Below are 25303 nucleotides of genomic sequence, written 5' to 3'. Positions count from 1 at the left end.
AAAGTCTTTGAGACGGACTTATATTATCGCATTAAAGCAAATTTAAAAATGAAACCGAAATACAGAAAACTATTAGTCTTAATTCCAATTATTTTATTTCTTGGTTATATAGTTTTTGACTGGAATAAGGTTGGTGGTAAAAGTTTTGAAGAAGCTGGAACGGATTTCACAAAGACATTCAACTCCGAAAGAAAAAAAATGAATCTACCAATAATCCCTGACAATTGGACAAACTTAAGTCGATTGGATTTCAAGGTTCAAATTTGGGAAAATCCTGACCAAAAACTACCTTCCCATTCTGAAAAAACTGTTTTTGCAACTTATGAAACAGCGGAATTTGAAAAAGAAATTGATATATATAACTTAAAGAGAGTTAAGGAAAAATACTATCAAATAGTTGTGGAATTTTCAAAAGTCGAAAATAAATGGGATTGTACCTTGAGAGAAACGTACCCTACTCCAACAGATGAAAAACGAAAATTATTGAGAGACGCAGGAACTCTTATTGCGGAATTGACGCTTGAACAAGCAACAGATACAATAAGAAAATATGGAATTGAAAGATTGAATTATTAATAAAAACTTGCGTTAGGCCTGCCGGCAGGCAGGGATAGAAGCGGAAAGCCCACAGCCCGACGCAGGAGGTGCGAGGACTTGTAACCTTTCGACTTCGCTCAAGACAGGCTCCAATCCCGACCTAGATCCTGAACTAAATTCAGGATGTAAGGAACGCCCAAATACTATTCTTCCACTAAACCGTCTTCGTTATAATCTTGATACAGGAAGTGGTTGTAAGGGAAACGCGTTACGTGAATCTCTCGAACCTCGTCGTAAACGCGCTTTTTAAAATCTTCTAGATTCTCTTTGTTTAATGCAGAAATAAACAAGGCGTTGTTACCTACTTTATTCATCCATGTGCTTTTCCATTCTTCTAAAGAGTAATGTTTTGCTGTACGTTCGGTTTCTAAATCGTCTTCTTCTAAAGGTTCTGCTGTATAGGCATCAATTTTATTGAACACCATAATGGTTGGTTTATCGCCACTTTTTATTTCGCCCAAAATTTTCTCTACAGAAGCGATGTGCTCTTCGAAATTAGGATGCGAAATATCTACTACGTGCAGTAACAAATCGGCTTCACGAACCTCATCGAGCGTACTTTTAAAACTATCTACCAATTGTGTTGGCAGCTTTCGTATAAACCCTACGGTATCACTTAATAAAAAAGGCAAATTTTGAATAACTACTTTTCTAACGGTAGTATCTAGGGTTGCAAACAATTTGTTTTCGGCAAAGACTTCGCTTTTACTTATAACATTCATAAGTGTAGATTTACCAACATTGGTATATCCTACAAGCGCCACACGTACCATTTTACCACGGTTACCGCGTTGTATAGCCATTTGTTTATCTATAGTTTTTATACGCTTTTTAAGCAAGGCTATTTTATCACGTACAATACGTCTATCTGTTTCTATTTCGGTTTCACCAGGTCCGCGCATTCCTATTCCCCCTTTTTGTCTTTCAAGGTGTGTCCACATACCTCTTAATCTTGGGAGTAAATATTCGCATTGTGCGAGTTCTACTTGTGTTCTGGCATAACTGGTTTGTGCACGTTGGGCAAAAATGTCTAAAATTAAATTCGTTCTATCTAAAACTTTTACATTAAGAATTTTACTAATGTTTCGCTCTTGTGCCGCAGAGAGTTCATCATCAAAAATAGCGGTATCAATCTCGTTATCTTTTATAAATTGCGCGACATCTTCCATTTTACCAGTACCTATAAATGTTTTAGGATTTGGCATATCCATTTTTTGGGTAAAGCGTTTTACAGCAAATCCGCCAGCAGTAAAGGTTAAAAACTCTAACTCATCTAAATATTCTTTAGATTTAACCTCATCTTGTTCTTTGGTAACAATTCCTATTAAAACAGCCTTTTCTAATCCCATATGGTCCTCTCAATTATAAAAAATATTATGTTGCAAAGTTACATAATTGTGGGCATTTTAATATTTATATTTTTAAGCCTATTTTTGACCCATGACAGAACCTTTTAATGATATTCCAGTTCGTGACGATATGCAAACTGTTGCGTTTTATAATGTTGAAAATTTATTCGATTTAAAGAACAACAAACTTAAACATGATAACGATTTTTTACCAGGTTCTATTAAAAATTGGACGCCTAAACGTTACAAAAATAAGTTACGAAAAATAGGTTACGCTATTTCTAATATTGGGCAACGAGAAACGGGAAAACACCCTGCACTAATTGGTTTAGCCGAAGTAGAAAATGCTCTTGTACTTAAAGATTTAATAGCTTCTAAACATTTAAAAGATTGTAATTACAATTTTATACATTTTGAGTCTAAGGATGAACGCGGTATTGATGTCGCTTTATTGTACGATACTAAAGCTTTTAAAACAACACACTCTGAAGCATTTGAGATCCGTCTTACCGATACCGATGGCACGCCTGATTATACACGTGATGTTTTATTAGTTTCTGGTATTCTAGATGGTGAAAAAGTACATGTAATAGTAAACCATTGGTCTTCTAGACGCGAAGGAGAAAAGGAAACCGAGTTTAAACGTTTGGCATCATCTGAAAAAGTAAGCGCTATTATTGATACTCTAAAAAAGAAAGATGAGCATGCTAAGATTATAGTTATTGGAGATTTTAATGATGACCCAAAAAACAATAGTATTACGCGTTTGGTAGATAACCATAACTTATTTAACCCTATGGAAACATTGCGCTCTTTTACACGTGGTTCGGTAAAACACAGGCGACAATGGTTTATTTTCGATCAAATTTTAATTTCTACCAACTTTTTTAAGAGTTCGAAAAATGAATACGAATTTTTTAATGCTAACATTTTTGACGAAGCTTTTTTAAAGATTCATAAAGGTCCTTTTAAAGGCGCTCCTTACAGAACTTATGTTGGTCCTAAATATAAAGGTGGTTATAGCGACCACTTTCCTGTTTATATGATTTTGAAAAAGTAACTAAATAGCTTGATATAGCACAAAAGCAAGTCCTAAAATAGCAATTGGAAATAACCAAAGCAACCAAATATTATAAGACAGCTTTTTCTTTTTAAGCATTTTTGCATTTAATACTTTACGTTTTCTGCCTCCGTATTGCATCCAGTTTTTGAAATACAGAAAAATAGCAACCAATACAAACAAGGTCCATGCTTTTGGAGCCGACATAGTATTCACATTCATTTGCCTAAAAAAACCTGCAAAAAACACACCTAAAAGCAATAGTAAACTGCATTGTAAAACAGTTATATAAAAAGTAGCAATGCTATTAGCGTTTTTACTTTTCTTGGTTTTATAATGCTGAAAGAAGTGAAAAAATAAGGAATCGAATGTAGTCATGACATTATTTGTTGCGCCAAAGGTAAAACTAAAGTTTTACTATTCAACATAATCTATACTAATCTCATCCAATTCATAAATACCATCAAAGGTATCTTGTCCGCTTCCAGTAAATTTAAAAGCAATATGAATGTTTCCTGTAATGCATGATAAATCTACATTACCAGAGTTAAACCAAGCAGAAAAAGAATCGGAATCTTTAACCACATACGCCGCAGATAATACACCCCAAGTTGCAGAAGTTATGTTAGCTTCGGCACCATCCCAATCTAAGGAATACAAGACTTCCATATAACTACTATCTGCTAAACTGTTAGATGTTTTAAAACGCAACGTTTCACCATCTTGGGCGTCTAGATTTATGACAGGTGTAATTAACCAGCCAATATTACTTAAATCTCCAGAACTACTTGCTTGAAATCTGGCAGAACGCCCCAACGATGCATTTGATGATGTTGATGAATAGCCTTCCCAAGCCTCGGTACCTGTTTCCATATAATTTGTCCAACCATCAACTTCTATGGGTTTATTGTTTTTTTGAGGCTCAAAATCTTCATATAAAATATTCCCTGAACCTACAGTAGCTGCTAGCCCGCAAGTTAATTCCATTGGGTCGCATCGCGTTACATTATCAAAATTAACATCTGCCGAACTATTAACAACTAACACATTAAAATCGTCTCTAAAATCGCGACTAAAAATGCCTGTTACATGTCCTTGTCCTTGCGGGACAATTAGAGTTTTAAAATCGGAAAACGTGCTGGTTTGCATAATCATTTGGACCCCAGAATTGCAGCTTTCCAATAATCGCAACCCATCAAACTCATCAAAAGATTCGCTTGCATAAGTGGCTCCTAACTCAAATCGGTTTAATTGCATGTTTTCTAACTGAATCAAGGTATTTTCATCATTTTCGGTTAAATCTGCTATGGCTGAAATTTTAGGCGTTATAGTTGCTATGTCGTTACTTCTTATAATAATATCTTTATATTCGGCAGGTTGAATTTGTTCAACTTGAACCGCATCTCCTTTTCCAATAGTAATCACACCACTCGTTTCACCAATGGTTAAACCATCCATTTTTACATATACTTTTTGCCCGAATTGATAAGTGTCTGATAAACTACTTACATTAATATCTACTTTAAAACCTAGTCGTGGGTCGGTGTCTGAACTACTGCCATCGGTTTTATTTTGAATAATCAATTCTTCAAAAAAGTTTCCAGATTTATCAGAGGACACTACGTAACCTTCAATATATAAATCGGTTTCATCATCAATAACCACCGTAGAGTTACCGCCATTTACAGCCTGCTCATAAAGCGATTTTATAGCTTTAAAAGTTGTGATTTGCTCTTGCGGAATATTAGGTTCGGTTATAGAAATATCGGGCGTACTATATTCATCATCCTTAACACAAGATGAAAAAATCACGCCTAAAAGCATAACACTTAAAAAAATTGAAATTTTATTCATAACTCAATATTTTATTTTTTTCTGGGCGTTACCACAAGGGTCGGGCTATCCGTTACAAGTCCTCGTTCCTGCGGGCTATCCACTACTATCCCTAACGCGAAACCATCCGCCAAAGCCCGTTATAACATTCATAATAGCTTATCCGCTTCATTCCGTATTTAATTCCTCCCTTTTGAGGAGGTTAGGTGGGGCTTCAAAATCTAACATTCAAATTCAGAAAATAGGTTGCACCTCTACCATACCAATACTTTGGTCCAAAAACAGGTGTATCTAAGGCTTTATCGTCGCGCAATTCTCTGTAATTAGCATTTCTGCCTTGCTCAAAACCACCTGTTTTATAAATTTCATCTAAAAGATTATTAATACTTCCAAAAAAGCCTATATAATATTCACCGATTTTCCATGATTTCCCACCAACCAAATTTACCGACATATAATCATCAAAACGTTCTTGTTTTAATAATACTCTTGCTAAATCTTCATCGTAGTCATTAAATACATTGCCATCAAAATCGGTATTAAAATTGGATGATCTGGTTAAGGGACTCACATCTACATACGTATTTTTGAAAAAATTTGCAGTTGCTCCAAACCACCAATAATCCGGATCGCGATATTCAAAACCAACCGAATAGGCTTGTTGTGGACCCGAAGCTAACTTATACCCTTTTAGATTAGATTGCCCAAAATCCTTAAAACCGTTTATAAATCCAGCAGCCTCAGCCTCAGCATCTGGTTCTGTAGAAAGAAACAAATTAGGATTATTAGCATACGTAAACTGTCCGACCGCTGCGGCTCCTTTTAATTTAATGGTTGGTGTTACTTGGGCCTCTATCCCTAATTCTCCACCAAAATGTTTTTTGTCTATACCTTGTAAAATCTCTTGAACAAAGGCTGTATTATCACCACCTATACCATCGGCAAAAAAGAAAGAGATCTCACTAGCATCAGAAATATTAGTATAATACCCTGTTAATTTCGCCTTTACAATTGGCGAACGGAATATATAACTCGCATCAACAGATGCTATATTTTCATTTGAGATTTTTGGCACCGTATTATGGTTCTCTCTAGAATTAGAATACGTGTTCTGTATAAACGGTGCTCTAGAAATGTAACCGGCATTAAAATCAAAAACATGCTTTCCTGTTAATTTATAGGTAAAACCTACTTTTGCTCCAAAACCTGTAAATGTTAGTTCATCTCCTCTACCTAATGAATTTTCTGGGAACCCCCCGTTTTGATAAACACCTTCTCTTTGGTATTGCGTGTTTTTTACACTTCCTGAAATATAAAAATCAATTTTATTATAAGAGAATTGCCCTTGGGCATAAGCTCCTAATTCATTTGCAAAAAGATTGTAGTGGTATTTAAATTTATCGCCCTCATTTACTATTCTATTTGGGTTTAATAAATCGTTTTGCGCTTCGTTAACTTCAGTTGCAAAACCATCAACATCTAAATACGTTGAGGCGCCTAATAAATCTAAAACCTGAGCAAAATTTTCAGATTTTAAAGCTTTATAATTTATGCCAGCATTAAGTATAATGTTATTATTTATTTCTTTTGTTAAGATAGAATTTACTGTTATTTGTGTATCATCTACACGGTCTTCATATAATGCATAAATAGCATTACCACCGCTATTGGTATTTCCAATATTAGCTGTATACATAGCATTCCAATCTATTTGCCCATCGTGTTGAAATGCTTTTAAAGCGCTATAAGCTATGCCCAAATTATCCGGGAAATTACGTTCTGCATAACTTGGTAATTTTTGATAATACACTGGACTTGGATTTGCACCACCACCTTGAGGAAAACCATCAATTAAATCGGTGCCATTATAATCTAATCGACTATTACTTAATTTCCCAAATTGGTAACCAATATTTGTGTTTAAAGTGGTTTTACTATTTAAACTCCAATAATGATTCAACATCATTATGGGCTCACTTACTTCTTTAATTCTAGAATTTCGTTTTTCACCATCTTGCCATCCCCAATATTCGTTGTACTTTATATCTTTTAAATCGAAAATTTCTTGTGTGTTTGGAGACGATTTCCCTCTACGGTTAGGCGAATACATAGTAGTTAAATTAATACTATGCTTATCATTTATTTTCTTTTCCACAGAAGTGAAAAAAGAATTGGAGCTATAACTTGTTGCATCTTGATAGCCTTCATTACCCCAACGTCTGCCAATAGAAACCGTATATGCCCAATTATTTTTTAATAACCCTGAAGCATGTGTTGCCATTAACCGATTGGTGTAACTTCTGTTTGAAGATGAATAGGTTAATCGACTACCCGGTCTTGCTTTTGAAGCTCTAACATTCATATTTGTACTTCCTAAAACGCCACCAAAATTATAATTTGATGGTGTGAGTCCCCAAGTTAATTCTTGATTGCGAAGCACATCATTTAAACCACCCCAATTACTCCATTGTGGCCTTCCGTTATAGGTTTTATTCATTTCGATGCCATTGATTAAAACAGACCCATTATTAGAATCTAAACCCCGTACTCTAAAGAAAGATGAACTAAACTCGAAAGCGGCCGTTCTTTGAAAAATATCAAGCGAAGAAGCTAATAAACCTGAAATATTATCGGCGCCACTCACATCATCATTCAACTCATCATCAGATAATGTTATCGTAAATAAATCTGCTGTTTGGGAGGTATCTCTTTCTAAAACCATATCCGTTATATTAACGGTTTCTCCCTCATCTACGGTTATTGGATAACGCTTAGTGATAAAACCAATTTTGGAAATACTAAGGATTTGTTCTCCTAAGGGAATGTTTTCTTGAAAAGTGAATACCCCTAAGGCATTGGTAAGTTGAGTTAATTCAGAATCTTGAATTGTTACTGTAACACCTTCAATAGGTTGAAAAACAATAGCATCTACAACACTCCCTTTAATTAAGGTTTGCTGAGCATTAAGGGAAATTGAAAAAAATCCGAATAAAAAAATGAGGGTTATTTTATTCATAATTATCTTTTAGACACGTAATTTATTTAAAAGTAACATGTTAAAAAAGGGAGAATTTACAACATTTATAATAAATCGTAACTTTGGCTTAAGTTTTGTACTATAACTATGAGGAAAAAAACTTTAAATAATTCAATGAAATTTTTAAAATTTACGCTTTCAATTTTATTTTTTAGTCTGTTTATTAATTTACATGCACAAGACAAAAAATTTAAAATACATACCGTTGCTTTTTACAATCTTGAGAATTTGTTTGACACCATAAATGATCCTACAAAATTTGATGAGTATAGCCCAATGATGGAACTTAAAACAAATCGAGAAGAGGCATACCAGAAAAAAATAAGTAATATGGCACGTGTTATATCTGAGATTGGTAAGGATGTAACTCAAAATACACCTGCCATTTTAGGTGTTTGTGAAGTTGAAAATAAAGACGTTTTAGAAGATCTTGTAAACGATACTTTAATAAGGCCACATAATTACGGCATTGTACATTACGATTCTCCAGATGTTAGAGGAATAGATGTTGCACTTTTGTATCAAAAAAAAATATTTACACCTATTAGTTCTAGTTCGCACACGCTAAAACTTTATGATGATGAAAAAAGAATTCACACTAGAGATCAATTATTGGTTAGCGGAAAAATAGACAATGAATTAATACATATTATTGTTAACCATTGGCCATCTAGACGTGGTGGAGAGGCTAAGAGTAGGCCGAAACGCGTTTCTGCAGCAAAACTAACAAAACGTATGGTAGATTCGCTTCAAGCGATTAACCCTTACGCTAAAGTCATTATTATGGGCGATTTAAACGACAACCCAAATAATGCGAGTGTAAAATCTGTTTTGAAGGCTAAAAATAAAAAACAAAAAGTAGGTTTTAAAGGTATATATAATCCGTATATAAATTTCTTTAAAAATGGATTAGGCACCACAGCATACAGAGACTCATGGAGTTTATTTGATCAAATTATGGTAACAAAACCTTTAACAGAAAAAGAGTATGACTCATTTAGGCTTTATAAATCTGGTATTTTTAATAAACGCTACTTAATTCACAAATCTGGCACCTACAAAGGTTACCCCTTTAGAAGTTGGTCTGATGGTGGTTTTGCCAATGGCTTTAGCGACCATTTTCCAGTTTATATGTATTTGATTAAAGCCGTTGATTAGGCGTTTCTACCCTAACCAAGAACTCCAAGGGATTCTAGATAAGAATAAAACTAATGCTAACGTATAGAAAATAGCTATAGTCTTTAATTTAGCGTTAGATGTTAGTTTCTTTTTATGCTTTGAATAACCAATAGTAATTAATGCTACGGCAATAATGTTTACTAAAGGATGCTCTACTAAATACAGCCTATTAATAGAATCTTTCATGATTTCTCCCATACCCAATTCACTAAACAGTTGCAACCTTGGTGACACAAAATATAACACCAATCCTATTAATAATTGAATGTGGGATACTATAAGTGCAAAAAGTGATTTTCTAAAATCTGTTGCTTCGTATTCCTTATCGCTAACTGTTTTTACAATAGCATTTATAGTTGCTATTATTAATATAAGAAGTACTAAATATGCCCAATAAGAGTGAAGTGTTTTTACAACGCTATACATAATTCTATGTTTTTATTTCTGAACAACAAATGTAATGATAAAATTTAATTCAAAATTTTATCTAGATTCCCAATTTCTTGGAAATGACAAAATTTATTAGGAACTCGAATTAAAAATTCGAGAAGTTTTTTAAATTAAAAACATAAAAAAAACCGCTTTATATTAAAGCGGTTTTAAATAAATATAATTCTAATATTTTACTCCCATTTGTTTTCTGCAGCATCGCCACCCCAAATTAATGTGGCTAGATATGCATTATCTATAAAGGGGTTTCTGTTGCCTTGTGCGGCATATATAACGTTATTTCTTTGCTCTTCGAATGCAGAAACAGGGTCTTCTTTATTCCATTTTAAGAATAGCTCTAAAGTTCCAACGGGAGCAAAAGACTCTCCATAACGAACATTTAAATATAATATCATTCTTGCAACGTCGCCTTTCCATTCGTCTCCAGGAAACCATGTTTCACCTATCAACTGATAGGTTCCGCTACCATCAGCAAAAGCGTAATTTAATCTATCACTATTTACTGTAGCATCGCATGATCTTAAATGATGTAAATCTGCCTTTACAATCTCATCTTTTTCTGCACCACCTTCTCCACCTTCATATAATGATTGTGGGTATATATGCTCTGTGTTAAATGTTTTTGGTGAATAAGAGTTTGTTGGGGACTCGTATTCTTCCCAGTATCTACTATCACCAGAATACATTAAAAGGACATTATCTCTATTACTTAAATCGGCATCAGCTAGGTATAAGTAGTTATGTCGTTGCGTATAAGATAATATAGTAGTATGTTTTGTTGTTGTGTGATCTTCTAATTCATCAAACATTAAATCTCCATCTTCTGAAAAAATAACATCATTATAATAATCTAAAATATCCGCAGGTATGTTAAAGTTTAAAGGTGCAATTACCGTAATAGTAACCGTAGCTGTAGAGCATGATGGGGCTGGTGAATCATCATCACAAATGGTATAGGTAAATGAGTCTATACCTGTAAAATCTGTTTGTGGGGCGTAACTAACAGTACCATCTGCATTTAATACAACTGTTCCTTGAGTTAAAGCATTATCTATTGCTGTTATTACTGCATCATCAATTACTGTATCATTTTCCAAGATATTTATTGTGTTTGATGTTGCATTTTCAAAAACATTAACAGCATCATTATTTGCAATTGGTAAACCTTCATCTAACACATTAATTGTAACTGTTGCTGATACACAAGTTGCTATTGCATCATTATCACACAATGTGTATGTAAATGTATCTTCTCCAGAAAAACCATTAATTGCTGTATAAGATACCGTATTATCATCATTTAAAATTACAATACCTGTACTTAATGTCGAATCAATAGAAGTTAATATAGCTCCATCTACTACGGTATCGTTATCTAAAAGCGTTGTAAATACTGTTGTGGTATTTTCTGTGACTTCAAAAATATCATTTTCAGCAACTGGATTTCCTGTATCTGAAACTGTTACAGTTACAGTAGCTACTGCACAATTTGGGTTACTTAAACCATCACAAATTGTATAAGCAAATGTATCTATACCAGTAAAATTATTTGCAGGTGTATATATTAGTTTGTTAGAAGCTTCGCTTATTGTCCCGTTATTAACTGAGGTTGCATCAAAATCGGTAAGCATTGCATTATTAATAAGTGTATCGTTATTTAAAACACTTATCGATATTGATGTGTTTTCTGAAGTACTTGCTGTATCATTAACTGCTAGTGGAGGGTTTACTTCTACACCATCATCGTTTCCGCCACATCCAAAAAGAATGACAGCTAAAAAAAGGTAAATATATTTCATAATAAAAATTTTTATATAAAGATAAAAAAACCTCTTAGTGTTAGTAAGAGGTTTTTTATTATAAATTAAAAAGGTTTATTCGTTATATATCCAAATTCCACCTTCTTTGACAACTTTTTTTGTTTCACTACCAGTTGATCCTGTGTAAACTACAAAAGTTAAAGCATATTTCTGACCTTCTGCTGCACCAGGATCTCTTGTATCTAATAATACGTTAAAAGCTTCTAATAGCTTATCATCATTCCAAAAATTAGCACTTCCTTCTCTTCTATCAAAGCTACCAAAGAACCCAACATTATCAGCAGGTCCAGGATAAATATCTATAAAAGCTTCTGAAATAAATGCCACATCTGCAGATAGTAATGTATAGTTAATAGTATTATCTGGCACCCATTCACCATCTTCAAAACCATATTGGAAAGATGTTTCAATAATATCTGGCGTTAAAGTCCATTTATCACCATCAAAAATGCTGTGTCCATATTTAGCATTTGTAGATCCAGAAAAATAATCATATTGAACCATTGCTACATCACCGGCTTGAGCATAAGGGAATAATCCTTCTAAAAAGATATCTAAGATATAGATATTGCTACTACTAAAGTTTGGAAATCTAAACCCGAATGAATCGAAATCTTTTTTAGTAAACACATAAGGGAATTGCCAATCGCCATCGTTTTTGGCGACCACAGTAGTTACTTCTACAATAGTTGCATTAGGAACATAGGCTCCAGCTGTATATAATAAAGTTACAGTTTCTGTAGCAACAGCACCATTGTAAACAGCATAAGTTACAGCATAAACATCGCCCTCTGTTGCCATTGGTAAAATAATATTTAAACCTTCAAGAATCATATCTTCACTCCAGTAATTATCACTAGCAGGTCTTACATCAAAGCTACCAAAGCGACCTAAGTTTTCAGCAGGGCCTGGATATGTAGCTTCTAAATCGGTAGCTATCATATCATAATCCGTTCCAGTTAATGTATATTCTGTTGCAGTTGTTCCACTTGTCTCAACGTCTAGTTTTGTAAACCCGTATCCGTTATATTGAACTGTAAATGTTTCAGAGAAGTTTGTACCACCATCATAAATAGCAAATGTAATTGCTACAACTTGACCAAGGTTATATTCGCCACCTAATAATTCTGTAAAGCCTTCTAATAGCATATCATCAGACCAATAAGCATCTCTATCAGATCTTCTATCAAAATTTTGAAATCTAGTTGCACTTTCGGTAGCTTCTGGATATGCAGCACTTAAAGCATTACCAATAGTTTCAAAATCATCATCAGATAATGTATAAGATAATATATCTGCATTATAAGTTAACTCTACAAAAGTTCCGTTTAATGCTGTTTCATAGTTAGTACCTAGGTAATCATCAACTTCATTTAAATTTGATAATGTTTCTGTAGTAGACATTACTTCCAACAGAGTTTCATCATATAAATCATAAGTAACATTAACTAAAGAACCTTCTCCCCAAACAGGGTATTTATCTGCTAAAAAGTCTGGTATTACTTGATCTGCTAAATCTTGAGTCATAAAATACTCTACAGAGTCTAACTCTTTTGCATATAGTTCATAATCCTCTGCTGTAAAGGTGTATGTTTCTTCTGCTTGAATAAAATCAATTCCAGATCTCTCTTGCGAATCTATATCATTATAGATATCATCTAAAGGATTACAACCTAAAACGGTCAACCCTATAATCATTAAGTAAAAAATTATTTTTTTCATTTTCAAAGTTTTTTAGAAATTAAGTTTTGCACCAACACTAAAGGTTCTTCCAAAACCGTAGTACACTAATGCAGTTTCAGTTCTAGATCCAGATCCATCTTGAGCATCAGAGATATATTCCGTATCAAATACATTATTAACTCTAGCTGTTAAAGTAGTATCAAAAGATCCAAATTTAAAACCGTGAGTTAGTACTGCGTCAAACAATCCAAAATCAGGTAGTTTCCAAGGCTGAATAGGTTCAGAAGCTAATTCAGCTGCTATTTCAGCTGCTGCTGCTGCTTCATCAGGATTAGTAGAAGTAACTCCTCTATCACTAGGGTCAAAATCAGCGTAGTTATCAGCAAAATAGTTATAATCAATAACTAGTTTTGTGTTGTCTGAGAACTTGTAGTTTAAACCTAAAGATGCTGTTGTTTGCGCGGCATCACCAACTTTTAATCCTGCAATGTGAAGGTTAAAAGGAGAATCATCTATCTCATTTTGTTCTTCATCAAAAATCCTAACATTAGCGACATTATTATCCCATGTCCAGTCTCCTAAAGACACTTGACCAGTAACATTCAATTTATCTGTAGCGCGATATTTAAAATCTAGCTCAACACCTTGATGTAATGCATTAACTCCTAATATATTAGCCGTAGCTCTTGTCCCATCAGGTTGTTGAAACGTAGCAGTTTCAGTTCTATCGTTCCAAGTTGTTCTATATAAATTTACATTAGCAGAAAACTTATCACTTCTATACCCATATCCAAGCTCGAAACTTGTGATTTTTTCATTATCAGCATCAGCATTAATATTGTCATTACTGAAATTTAAGAATACAGCATCAAAATTAGCCGCTCTTTCAAAATAACCAATATTTGCAAATATGTTATGATTATTATCTATTCTGTAATTCCCACCACCTTTAACACTATAGCCAAAAAAGTTATACTTATCCGTTTCTTGTAAAGGATCTGAATCTAAATAATTGAAATAATCAATTCTTTGGTAAGATGTATTGGAAGCAGCTAAAGCAAGGTAAGTATTAAAATCTTCATTTACATCATATTCTAATTGACTAAAAACACCTAACCAACCTACTTTTCCGTCATTATTATAGTTAATAACATCTCCTACTCTAGCTAGATTATTTGGATTATTTTCATCATTATTATCTAAAAAGTATTGACCTCCTAATAAATCTGTTACTTCTTGAAAGTGAAGACCTGTATAAGATCTTAAATCAAGCCCACCTAATAACACTAAATCATCACTTAAATTTGTTTTTAAAGTAGATAAGACACCGTACCAATTATGATCATTACGTGATGCTCTTAAAATGGTTTCTGAGCCATTTGCTCCTAAAGCTTCGTTTTCATCAGAAATTCTATCAAAATCTAAAGGCCCATATAAGCCATCCCTGTAAGGACTAACACCATTAGTTCCTAATAAAAATTTATCAGTATTACCTCTGGTTCCACCACCACCACCTGTACCAAACGATACGTAAGCAGATGTATTAATTGATGTATTATCATTTAAATCCCAGTAATGGTTTAAAGCTACTTGTGGCTTATGATAGAAATTATCTTCTTGATAGGTTACTTGACCATTTTTATAACCCCAATCTGCATTAAATTTTCTCCCTCTATCACTTGCTTTAAAGGTAGAAATTAACTGTCTATTTTGTCTCTGACCGTGTTGTTGTTTAGCACCAAAAGCTGTGAAAGATATTTTATGCGCATCATTTATTTCTTTTGAAATGTTTACAAAATAGTTAAATCCCGTAAACTCTGTGCCATCAACATAACCATCTCCTGTAGTTTTTGCCGCAGAAACTGTAGCTGCAAAACCATTATCCATTAGACCTGTAGAGTACGTTAAACCGTATTTAAAATATCCATCGTTAGCAACAGATGTAATCAAATTACCACCTGCTTCAATATCTGTAGTTTTTGTAACAACATTAATAGTTCCACCAATTGATGGTACTGCTATTTTTGAAGCTCCTAAACCTCTTTGTACTTGCATTTGGCTAGTAACATCACCAAGTCCTGCCCAGTTACTCCAAAATACACGACCATTCTCCATATCGTTTACTGGAATACCGTTAATCATTACCGCAACGTTTTCAGAACTAAAACCTCTAATATTTACACGAGCATCTCCATAACCACCACCTTGTTTTGTAGCATAAATTCCTGGTGTAGATTTTAAAATTTCAGGAAACTCTTGTGTTCCTAATTTAAGCTCTATATCTGCTGCTTTTACAGTAGAAACCGCCACAGGTGTTTTTCTATCAACTGCTACAGAAGCAATAATTTGAACTTCCTCTAAACCAACTTGGCTAGAAGTTAGTGATATACTCCCAAGATTCTTATCACCAGAAAAAGCAATAGTTTTAGAATTATACCCAATATAAGATATTACCACATCTCCGGTTGAAGATTTTGTTTTAATGGTAAAATTACCATCAAAATCTGTTGTAACACCATTAGTTGTGCCTTTCTCAATTACATTTGCACCTGGAAGTGGAATATTACTTCCAGCTTCTACAATAGTACCTGAGATTGTACTTTGTGCCATAACAACTACTGAAAATAGCATTGCCATGGTAAACATTAAAAAACGAGTCGTTCTTTTCATAATTAATTATTTGAAATTAGTCGACGCAAAAGTACACAAAATAAGAGTATAAATATTAACTAATTATTAACAAATAGAATAGTTTTTAACAATCAAAAAGGCGATAACATCATTAATATTATCGCCTTCTAAGTATTTCTTTAAGAATAATTAACTGTTTTAAGACATTTGCTTATAATAATTTAATAAATTATTAGTAGAAGAATCATGTTTATTATTAGCACTATTGTTAAATTCTTGTAAAATTTTTGAAGCTAATTGTTTCCCCAATTCTACTCCAAATTGGTCGTAACTAAAAATATTCCAAATTATCCCTTGTACAAATATTTTATGCTCGTACATAGCAATAAGTTTTCCTAAACTTTCTGGTGACAACTTATTAATATAAATCGTATTTGTTGGTTTGTTGCCTTGAAACACTTTAAAAGGAATAATTGATTCTTTAGTATCTTCTGCAATAACCTCAGCTTTTGTTTTACCATTTAATAACGCTTCCGTTTGCGCTAAAAAGTTTGACGTTAATTTATCTTGATGATCTTGGTTACCGTGTAATGACTTAGCAAACCCAATAAAATCGGCCGGAATCAACTTAGTACCTTGATGTATTAATTGAAAAAAGGCATGTTGCGAATTTGTTCCTGGTTCTCCCCAAATAATAGTTCCTGTTTGGTAATCTATAGGTTTACCGGTTCTATCGACACTCTTTCCGTTACTTTCCATTATACCTTGTTGCAAATACGTTGCAAATTGGTTTAAATACTGAGAATAAGGAATAATAGCCTCGCTTTCTGCTCCAAAAAAGTTATTATACCATACACTAATTAGTGCTAAAACTACTGGGATATTTTTGTCGAAATCTTCATTTTTAAAATGCTCATCCATTTTGTTAGCGCCTTTTAGCAAACTATCAAAATTATTATAGCCAACTGCCAGACTAATGGTTAAACCAACAGCACTCCATAATGAAAAACGACCTCCAACCCAATCCCACATTGGGAAAATATTGTTTTCATCAATACCAAAGCCTTTTACATTTTTAATATTTGTAGACACAGCAACAAAATGCTTAGCAATCGCATCTTCTGATGCCGTTTTTAAAAACCAAGCTTTTAAAGTATTCGCATTGGATAGTGTTTCTTGCGTAGTAAACGTTTTTGAAACAATAACAAACAAGGTGGTTTCTGGATCTAACTTTTTAATAACCTCATTGACATGATCGCCATCTACATTACTTACAAAGTGTGTGGTTAAATGATTCTTATAATATTGTAAAGAATCTACAACCATAGCTGGACCAAGGTCTGATCCTCCAATACCAATGTTTACAACATCTGTAAATGCTTTTCCAGTATACCCTTTTCTAACACCATTAACGACTTCATTTGTAAAGCCTTCTATTTTTTGTTTTACTTCGTAAATCTCTGGCATAACATTTACACCTTCAACTTTAAAATTTGCATTTTCTGGTGCTCTTAGTGCAGTATGTAAAACAGCTCTACCTTCGGTTTCATTTATTATTTCACCAGAAAACTGACTTTTAATAGCGTCTTTTAAATTTACATCTTCTGCCAATTTTAAAAGATATTTAAAAGTCTCTGCCGTTATTCTATTTTTTGAAAAATCGACATAAAAGTCATCCCATTTAATAGTAAACTTATCTGCTCTATTTTTATCTTCAGCAAATAAATCTTTCATGTGAACATCTTTCACTTCTTTATAATGTTCTTGTAATTTTTTCCAAGAATTTGTCGTGGTTGGGTTTATGCTTGGTAGTGCCATGTGATGTGTATTAACGATTAAATGATATAGAATTATTATTCTGCTTTATGGTATGTTCTGGTTGATTTTGCTCTTCAAAAACATCTTCTAAAAAATGAATATTATCTAGTTGTGCTTTAATAGGCTCAATAAATTGTAAATATTTTATTTTTAAAGAGTCTGAAATAGGTTTTGCTTCTGGTAGCTTTTGTTTGAATGGATCAACTTCTTTACCATTTTTCCAGAATCGGTAACAAACGTGTGGCCCTCCTGTATTTCCAGTCATACCAACCCAACCAATTACATCGCCCTGTTTAACAAACTCACCAACCTTAGATTTACGCTTTTTCATGTGAAGGTACTGCGTTTCGTAAGTAGCATTATGTCTAATTTTTACATAATTACCATTTCCACCTCTTTTCTCCGATCTAGTTACTGTGCCGTTTGCAGTTGCCATAATTGGAGTTCCTATAGGTGCCGCAAAATCGGTTCCTCTATGTGGTCGTAATTTAAAGCCATAAACGGCAATTCGACGTTTTAAATTATAACGTGATGATATTCTACTAAATTTCACCGGTGCTTTTAAAAAGGCACGTCGTAAATTTTTTGCCTCTTCACTAAAATAATCTACAATACCTTTAGTGGAATCTGTTACAAATTCAAAAGCATAAAAAGGCTCTTTGTTATGCTCAAAATAAGCTGCTTTTATATTATGCACTCCTGTATAAATGGTATCATCAATAAATTTATCTGTATAAATAACTTTAAAACGATCACCTTTTTGAAGCCTTCTAAAATCGATAGTCCATGCGTAAATTTCATCAGCCATTTTATATGCCAATCTTGGACTTAATCCCTGCTCTTGTAACGTTTCAGAAATATTACTACTTATAATTCCAGTTGCCGTTTTTTCCACATAAGTAATAGGCTTGGTACTTGTATAGGCGTGAATAGAGTCCTGAAAATTTATAACCACATAATTTTCTAAATTAGGCTGATAAATAAAACATTTAGGAGTTTCTAAAGAATCTTTAGCACATAACAGGGTATAAGGTTTCCCGACTTGTAAGCGTCTAATATCAAAAGTGTCTTTAGCTTTTTCAGCAATATTGAAAATTTTAGGATACCCTACATGGTTACGTTCTAGAATTTCGCCAAAGCTATCTCCACTTCTAATAGTATCTCGCTTTACAACATAGTCTTCAATTTTAAAACCAAATTCGATAACTTCTTCTGGCTCTTCTATAACTTCTACTATATCTTCAACTTCAAGTTTTTTATCCTCTTTACACCCAAAGATGAATCCAAGTAATACTGCTAATATTAAACATCTGTGCCCCACACTTCTATTTCTTTTTTGGTCCATAAATCTGGAAAAAATATTCTCTTTTGATATTTTGGGTGCATATATTTCACCCATTCGCTGCCTCCAGTAGCTTCAGCAGTTTTTCCATTTATATTTAAATAATGATTTGCCGTTTCGTAATGTGCCATTACCCATTTAATATTCACCGTATAATCGTAATGACGCATGGCACTTACTAAATCTTTATTAGATTGATCTTCTTTAGGCAATGTTTTAAACTTACTCCACAAATTATTGTTTTGATAAAACTTAGTAAATCTAATAAATTCATCTTTATATCGGGCTTCAAAATCAGATAATGTATACGTTTTTTTACCCGTTTTATAGTCTTTCCCAGCCGCTTGCCAATACAAATGCTCAAAGGCATTTTCATAGGTAGAATTTTTATCAAAATTATCTCTAAAGCGCTTATCTATAAGATTTATTAGCTCTGTAGATGCAAACTCAATTTTTCTATATTGTGCACTTTGAAAACCACTTGCAGGAGTTAAAGTTGTTCTAAACTTATTGTATTGGTCTACATCCATCCCGTCTTTCATAATACTAAACGAAGAAGTTAACACATCAAAATAACGGCTTATACGCATTATTTTGGTTGTAAATGTATCTGTGTCTATAGGGTTGCTATTTGCTATTTGGTCCATTTCAGAAAGCACCATTTTAAATAGCAATTCATTAACCTGATGATACATAATAAATACATTCTCATCTGGAAAAACAGTACGTTGTACTTGTAAATTTAATAATGCATCTGTTTGAATATAATCCCAATAATTAATAGGCTTACTGTAGAGTAAACCTTCTAAATGCACATCAACATCTTGATCTATAGCTTCGTATTTTTCTTTTATTTGGTCGGTTATCTTAGAGTTCAAAATATCTTAGTTATTAACAAGAATTTTAAAGGGATGTTTCAACCCTTTAAAGGCTTCAAGGTCTGCTCTTAAAGACCCAACAGCCAAGTCTGCCTTAATACGCAAAGGTACTTTATTTTTGTCTTTCGACACCCAAAGTGTTAAACTTTCTTCCTCTTTAAAAACACGCCCTGCCATAACATATGGTCTAAATTTTAAAGACTCAACTTCTCCAAAATCGGTTTCTATAGTTTCTTCACCAAGGTATTTTAATTTAAAACCATAATTTTCTTCATCAAAAAACATGTCAATTTTCACCTCATTACCTATTTTAAGAGAACCAATATCAAGATTATTACGCAAATAGTAAAAGGTAGACACCATATCTTGAATATTAGGTTTAGTATCTATAACCTTTTTAGTTTTATGCTTTTTGTTATTTACATGCGCTTTATTATTCTCTTGGTCAAAATCTATTTCTAAATCTTTCGTATGCCCGCCCTCATCAATATTCCTAACAAATTTGTAAGGCATAATAGTTTGTTTATCAAAATAGCTTTCATACCTATCTTTAACCTTAAAAAACCATTTTATCATACCAGTAGTCCAGCCTTTACCAACTACATGATAAACATCTTTATCCTCAAGTTTAGAATCTTTAACAGTAAGCGTTGCATTTCCAGCTTTAAGCCAGTTACTATAACTCATTTTAAATTTAAACCATTCGCCATCACCAAATGCAGATTCTTGCTGAGCAAAAACGGTTTGCATAGATATTAAGGCAATACATATAAGTAGTAATCTTTTCATTTTCTTTGGGTAATTGTTATGTAACTCCCTATAGTTACATTTTATTGCTTAACTAAGAAATTACAATTACTGTTCCAAAAATATAAATTTTATTGTATTAGCTATGGTAATACGTCTTATAGTTAGGTTATGTTAACGAAAATTAACGGTTTTATATCTATTATTTGGGCGTTACGCCTCCTAAGGTCGTCGTCGAGCTACCTGCCTGCCGGCAGGCAGGTCCGCTACAAGTCCTCGCACCTCCTATGTCGGGCTGTGGGCTTTCTACTTCTATCCCTAACGCGGTGCAGAACTTAAAAACGACTTGCCTAAATAATTACAAACAGAAACCTCAACACAACAACCTTTGCGGACATGAAAAAACACCCTTTCTAAAACCAGAAACCAATATTAAAAAACATAGTGCCGTCTTTTAGTTCTGGAGAATAGCTATATTTAGCTTGAATAGGCCCTAAAAAAGTCTCGATACCATAACCTAAAGCATAACCTCTATAATCTGGAAGTGTAAACCATTCTCCAGATTCAAAAATATTATTATCAATATTGGCCCAATTGCCTTCCAAAGTTATATGGTGTTTTTTTAAAACTTCATAATCTGCTATAAAAGCAGCTTTCACATAACTATTGCCAGTTAGAGATATAAAATCATAGCCTACAAAAGGCACAAAGTTGTTTATTAAATTATTACCATAACCTCCCAAAGCAAAGTCTAAAGTTCTGTTTGATTTATCACCGAGTTTAAAACCACCACTTGTTTGTATATTAAATGCTAGTTTATCTGAAACACTAAAGGCGTAACCAATATCTCCTTTAGCAACAGAAAAATCTTTAAAATCTTCTACAAAACCTGAAGCATGCAAATAGACATTTAAATCACCATTAAAATACACACCCTTTTTAGGAAAGTATTTATTATCATAAGTATCCAATTTTAGATTACCAAAAAGACTCAAATAGTCTGTTTTTTCAAATAAAAAATCTTCATCAGGGTTATTTCCAAAAATCGTTTCAGAATTTATTTCTAAACGTTTATGTTCGCCACCAATACTTAATGAAAAATCACGTCGAAATAGTGTTTGTAAATAAAACTGATTGGTTTGATCTTTAAGTTTAACATCAATTTTATTTAATCCTGTAGTTGTTATTTGTGTTTCATCTAATAACAATTGCGCATTAACGTTTTTACGAAATTGATTATACCTAGACCGTACACCCACACTCCAATAAAACCCTTTATCAATTAAACACTCAAAATTGTAACGCACATTGTCCCCCAAAATAATATCTAGAGATGCAATGTCGTTTTTAAAAAGCAATTGTTTTTTTGTTAAATTTACTAGAGCAGCACTTTTATATAAATCATCAAAATGAAGTCCTAATTTTATAAAAGTATTTACACGCTTCTCTTTTACAGTTGCAAATAAATTGTAACCTAATTTATCTGGCGAACTTTTTAATTCGTATTCAAAAGCTTTAAAATTATTTGTTGCAACTAAATTATTTAAGCCTTTGCTAAAATCTTTATAACTTATTTTTTTATTACTTTTTAATTTAAGCTTCCCTAAAACATAGGCTCTTGTATAATTTTTATTCCCTTTTATATCAATACTATTAATTATTAAACTATCAATAGGTTTAAATTTTACTTTTTGATTTATATTAGGTGTATTGGCTAACTTTTTTAAGGCATCAAACTTATTTAATACTGCTACCGTTCCTGATTTAATAATATCCTTCCCTTCATTAAAAGACACGACGGTAAAATCCTCTATGTTTGGTTTAATATAAATATCTGTTTTCTTAACCTTCAACTTCATATCATTAATGGTTCTGAAGTTGTTTACTTGAAACAAAACATCTGTAGCAGATGTAAGCTCATTACGAGATACTAATCCATCCTGCACATCTACACCTATAATAACATCCATACCTTTAGCGCGTAATTCGTCTATAGGGTAGTTATTTACTACGCCGCCATCAATAAGCATTTGATTATTAATCATTACTGGCTGAAACAAAGAAGGCAATGCGCCACTTGCCATAATAGATTGCGTCAAATTACCTTTTACTAAAATAACTTGTTTTCCGTTTTCCACATTAGTTGCAATGCAGAAAAAAGGAATAGGAAGTTTACTAAAATCGTCTATTTTATTAACATGCAATAGCAGTTTTAAAAATAAACTATAGGTATTATGCCCTCTAGAAATTGCAGAAGGCAACTTAATTTTAAAATCGTTAAAAGGCAATTTTATAGCATACTTTTCCATATTAGCGCGTTCGCTAAAGGCTGTTGAAGATCTTGGTAGATTATCGTTAATAATATTATCAAAATCTATTTCATGAAAAATAGAATCTAACTGTTTTCCAGAATATCCAGAAGCATATAATGCGCCAATTATAGAACCCATACTGGTTCCTGCTACGTAATCTATTTTTACGCCCAAACTATCAATAACTTTTAAAACACCAATGTGCGCTAATCCTTTTGCCCCACCACCACTTAGCACTAAACCAACTTTTGGCTTTGGTTTTTGTGGCACTTCGTTTTGCGCTTTCGCGGAAAGTGAAACGAGTATTATTAGGGTTAGTATGGTTGATTTTATGTTCAAGTTTTTCTTACTCTGTTTTTAAAATATTGCTACTAATGATGTTTGATTGTAACACCCCTAAAGTCCCCTTGAGGGGACAATAGTTCTATTCAACTGTGTGAGTTGTCCCCTTGAGGGGACTTTAGGGGTGTTTTCTAACATTTTATTTTCTTTACTAATATCAATTTTGTAATGCCTCTTTAAATTTTAATTTATATTTATTGACATTTCTCCTATCGTCGAAATGACAACACTACTACTTCTCATGATAATAATTATAAACCTTTTCTGCCCGCGATACACCAACAACTGCTTCCAGCTCATCTAACTTAGCGTTTGCTACTCGTTTAGCAGATTTAAAATGCCTTAATAATTCAACAACCGTTTTTTCGCCAACGCCTGTGATGGTTTCAAGTTCTGTATTTAACGCTGTTTTACTACGTTTATTTCTATGATGCTCGATACCAAAACGATGGGCTTCATTTCGTAATTGCTGTGTAATTTTTAGGGTTTCACTTTTCTTATCTAAATATAAGGGAATTGGATCGTCTGGGTAAAATAATTCTTCCAAACGTTTAGCAATTCCGATAATAGCTATTTTACCTCTAAGTCCTAAAGCTTCTAAACTTTTTAAGGCGGAAGAAAGCTGTCCTTTTCCTCCATCTATAATGATTAACTGCGGTAATGGCTGATCTTCATCTAGCAAACGTTTGTAACGCCTGTAAACCACCTCTTCCATTGATGCGAAATCGTCTGGTCCTTCAACCGTTTTTATATTAAAATGGCGGTAATCTTTTTTACTTGGTTTTCCGTTTTTAAATACCACACAGGCGGCAACCGGATGCGTACCTTGAATATTTGAATTATCGAAACACTCAATATGTCTCGGTTCTTCCGAAAGACGCAGATCGACCTTCATTTGTGCCATAATTCTATTAGCATGCCTATCTGGATCTACAATTTTCATTTGTTTGAAACGCTCCATTCTAAAATACTTAGCGTTACGTAGTGATAAGTCTAAAATGTGTTTTTTATCGCCTAATTTTGGGATAGTTACTTTTAAATCTTCTCCTAAATCGACTTTAAAAGGCACATATATTTCTTTGGAATTAGAGTTGAAACGCTGCCTAATTTCTGTTATGGCTAATTCCAGTAATTCTTTATCGGTTTCGTCCAATTTCTTTTTTATCTCAAGCGTATGCGAACGAATAATAGAGCCGTAGGATAGTTGCAAAAAGTTAATATATCCATAACTCTCGTCGCTCATAATAGAAAACACATCTACATTGCTAATTTTTGGATTTACAATAGTAGATTTTGCTTGGTAATTTTCTAAAACCTCTACTTTTTCTTTTATTTTTTGCGCCTCTTCAAACTGCATATTTGCTGCATATTCGCGCATTTGCACTTTAAATTGAGATAACGAATCTTTAAAGTTACCTTTTAATATTTCTTTTATGGCTTTTATGTTTTTGTTGTACTCAACTTCGGTTTCTAAACCTTCGCAAGCACCTTTACAATTGCCTAAATGGTATTCTAAACAGACTTTATATTTACCGGCATCTACTTTGTCTTCTGATAAGTTGAATTTACAAGTACGTAAACTGTATAAACCTCTAATTAAATCTAAAAGAGTATAGACTGTTTTTCCGCTAGTGTATGGCCCAAAGTAATCGCTGCCATCTTTAAAAACACGTCGTGTAGAAAATACTCTTGGAAAACGTTCGTTTTTTATGCAAATCCATGGGTACGACTTATCGTCTTTAAGCAACACATTATAACGTGGTTTATGCTTTTTAATTAAGTTATTTTCTAGTAATAAAGCATCGGTTTCGGTTTCGACAACAATGTGTTTTATGTTGACTATTTTTTTAACCAGCACCCTTGTTTTACCGTTTTCGTGGGTTTTAGTAAAATAAGAACTTACCCTTTTTTTTAGGTTTTTTGCTTTACCAACGTAAATAATAGTCCCTTCTTTATCATAATATTGATAAACTCCAGGTTGATTTGGCAGGGTTTTTAATTGTATATCTAAAGTTGGGGTATCCATTACTGTAAAGGTAATTATTTTAATGTTTTTCACCTTCAAATCAAATACGATTTAACGTTTTGAAATTTTAAAATATTTTTATTTTTTGAATCGATTAATTATCTACATTGCGCCACTTTTAAAAAAAAGACTAAAGCCCGAAGACAGGAGGCAGAAACCATAACATTTGTAGAAATTATTTTGACTAGTGACTGAGAAC

17 protein-coding genes are annotated in these 25303 nt (G+C 33.0%); 3 read left to right on the top strand and 14 right to left on the bottom strand.

Annotation, left to right across the window (positions count from 1 at the left end; translation table 11 throughout):
• The first annotated feature begins 48 nt into the window (after window positions 1-48).
• A complete protein-coding gene (locus SJY43_RS05360) occupies window positions 49-576 on the top strand; it encodes a hypothetical protein (protein ID WP_396602817.1) in 528 nt (175 codons plus the stop codon).
• Window positions 577-740: 164 nt separating this feature from the next.
• Here the strand turns inward: SJY43_RS05360 and hflX are convergent, their stop codons facing one another.
• Window positions 741-1946 (bottom strand): GTPase HflX, encoded by a 1206-nt coding sequence (hflX, locus tag SJY43_RS05355; RefSeq protein ID WP_396602816.1) that lies wholly within the window; start codon window positions 1944-1946, stop codon window positions 741-743.
• A 91-nt stretch (window positions 1947-2037) separates the two neighbouring features.
• On the opposite strand from hflX, the gene SJY43_RS05350 reads away from it, so the two are divergent.
• Window positions 2038-3006, top strand: coding sequence for an endonuclease (locus SJY43_RS05350; RefSeq protein ID WP_396602815.1), 969 nt, complete (start codon window positions 2038-2040; stop codon window positions 3004-3006).
• Here SJY43_RS05350 and SJY43_RS05345 read toward each other — a convergent pair whose 3' ends face one another.
• From SJY43_RS05345 to SJY43_RS05335, 3 genes are all read right to left on the bottom strand, one after another.
• Window positions 3007-3384, bottom strand: a complete 378-nt coding sequence (locus SJY43_RS05345) for a hypothetical protein (RefSeq protein WP_396602814.1) — start codon at window positions 3382-3384, stop codon at window positions 3007-3009.
• A gap of 39 nt (window positions 3385-3423) precedes the next feature.
• Entirely contained in the window at window positions 3424-4860 is a 1437-nt protein-coding gene (locus SJY43_RS05340) for a DUF5689 domain-containing protein (protein ID WP_396602813.1), read from the bottom strand.
• Window positions 4861-5053: 193 nt separating this feature from the next.
• Window positions 5054-7855: a carboxypeptidase regulatory-like domain-containing protein gene (locus SJY43_RS05335; protein ID WP_396602812.1), complete on the bottom strand. Its 2802-nt coding sequence runs from the start codon at window positions 7853-7855 to the stop codon at window positions 5054-5056.
• A gap of 135 nt (window positions 7856-7990) precedes the next feature.
• On the opposite strand from SJY43_RS05335, the gene SJY43_RS05330 reads away from it, so the two are divergent.
• The gene (locus SJY43_RS05330; protein WP_396602811.1) at window positions 7991-9034 is read left to right on the top strand and encodes an endonuclease/exonuclease/phosphatase family protein; all 1044 of its coding nucleotides are present in this window, start codon (window positions 7991-7993) and stop codon (window positions 9032-9034) included.
• Between the two features lie 6 nt (window positions 9035-9040).
• Here the strand turns inward: SJY43_RS05330 and SJY43_RS05325 are convergent, their stop codons facing one another.
• From SJY43_RS05325 to uvrC, 10 genes are all read right to left on the bottom strand, one after another.
• Window positions 9041-9481 (bottom strand): hypothetical protein, encoded by a 441-nt coding sequence (locus SJY43_RS05325; RefSeq protein WP_396602810.1) that lies wholly within the window; start codon window positions 9479-9481, stop codon window positions 9041-9043.
• A 197-nt stretch (window positions 9482-9678) separates the two neighbouring features.
• Window positions 9679-11304 (bottom strand): Ig-like domain-containing protein, encoded by a 1626-nt coding sequence (locus tag SJY43_RS05320; protein ID WP_396602809.1) that lies wholly within the window; start codon window positions 11302-11304, stop codon window positions 9679-9681.
• Window positions 11305-11379: 75 nt separating this feature from the next.
• A complete protein-coding gene (locus SJY43_RS05315) occupies window positions 11380-13047 on the bottom strand; it encodes a hypothetical protein (protein ID WP_396602808.1) in 1668 nt (555 codons plus the stop codon).
• Between the two features lie 12 nt (window positions 13048-13059).
• On the bottom strand, window positions 13060-15678 hold the full coding sequence (locus tag SJY43_RS05310; RefSeq protein ID WP_396602807.1) for a TonB-dependent receptor: 2619 nt from the start codon (window positions 15676-15678) through the stop codon (window positions 13060-13062).
• 159 nt (window positions 15679-15837) lie between these two features.
• The gene (pgi, locus tag SJY43_RS05305) at window positions 15838-17457 is read right to left on the bottom strand and encodes a glucose-6-phosphate isomerase (protein ID WP_396602806.1); all 1620 of its coding nucleotides are present in this window, start codon (window positions 17455-17457) and stop codon (window positions 15838-15840) included.
• A 10-nt stretch (window positions 17458-17467) separates the two neighbouring features.
• Window positions 17468-18802, bottom strand: coding sequence for a peptidoglycan DD-metalloendopeptidase family protein (locus SJY43_RS05300; protein WP_396602805.1), 1335 nt, complete (start codon window positions 18800-18802; stop codon window positions 17468-17470).
• Entirely contained in the window at window positions 18760-19677 is a 918-nt protein-coding gene (locus tag SJY43_RS05295) for a tryptophan 2,3-dioxygenase family protein (protein ID WP_396602804.1), read from the bottom strand. Before SJY43_RS05295 ends, SJY43_RS05300 begins: the two co-directional genes overlap by 43 nt.
• Window positions 19678-19683: 6 nt before the next feature.
• Window positions 19684-20466: a DUF3108 domain-containing protein gene (locus SJY43_RS05290; protein WP_396602803.1), complete on the bottom strand. Its 783-nt coding sequence runs from the start codon at window positions 20464-20466 to the stop codon at window positions 19684-19686.
• A gap of 371 nt (window positions 20467-20837) precedes the next feature.
• The gene (locus SJY43_RS05285; protein WP_396603390.1) at window positions 20838-23069 is read right to left on the bottom strand and encodes a patatin-like phospholipase family protein; all 2232 of its coding nucleotides are present in this window, start codon (window positions 23067-23069) and stop codon (window positions 20838-20840) included.
• 241 nt (window positions 23070-23310) lie between these two features.
• Window positions 23311-25104: an excinuclease ABC subunit UvrC gene (gene uvrC / locus SJY43_RS05280; RefSeq protein ID WP_396603389.1), complete on the bottom strand. Its 1794-nt coding sequence runs from the start codon at window positions 25102-25104 to the stop codon at window positions 23311-23313.
• Window positions 25105-25303 lie beyond the last annotated feature (199 nt).

The sequence above is a fragment of the Algibacter sp. R77976 genome, from assembly GCF_044594645.1.
Classification (GTDB): domain Bacteria; phylum Bacteroidota; class Bacteroidia; order Flavobacteriales; family Flavobacteriaceae; genus Algibacter_B.
This window is presented reverse-complemented; position numbering and strand designations above follow the sequence as displayed.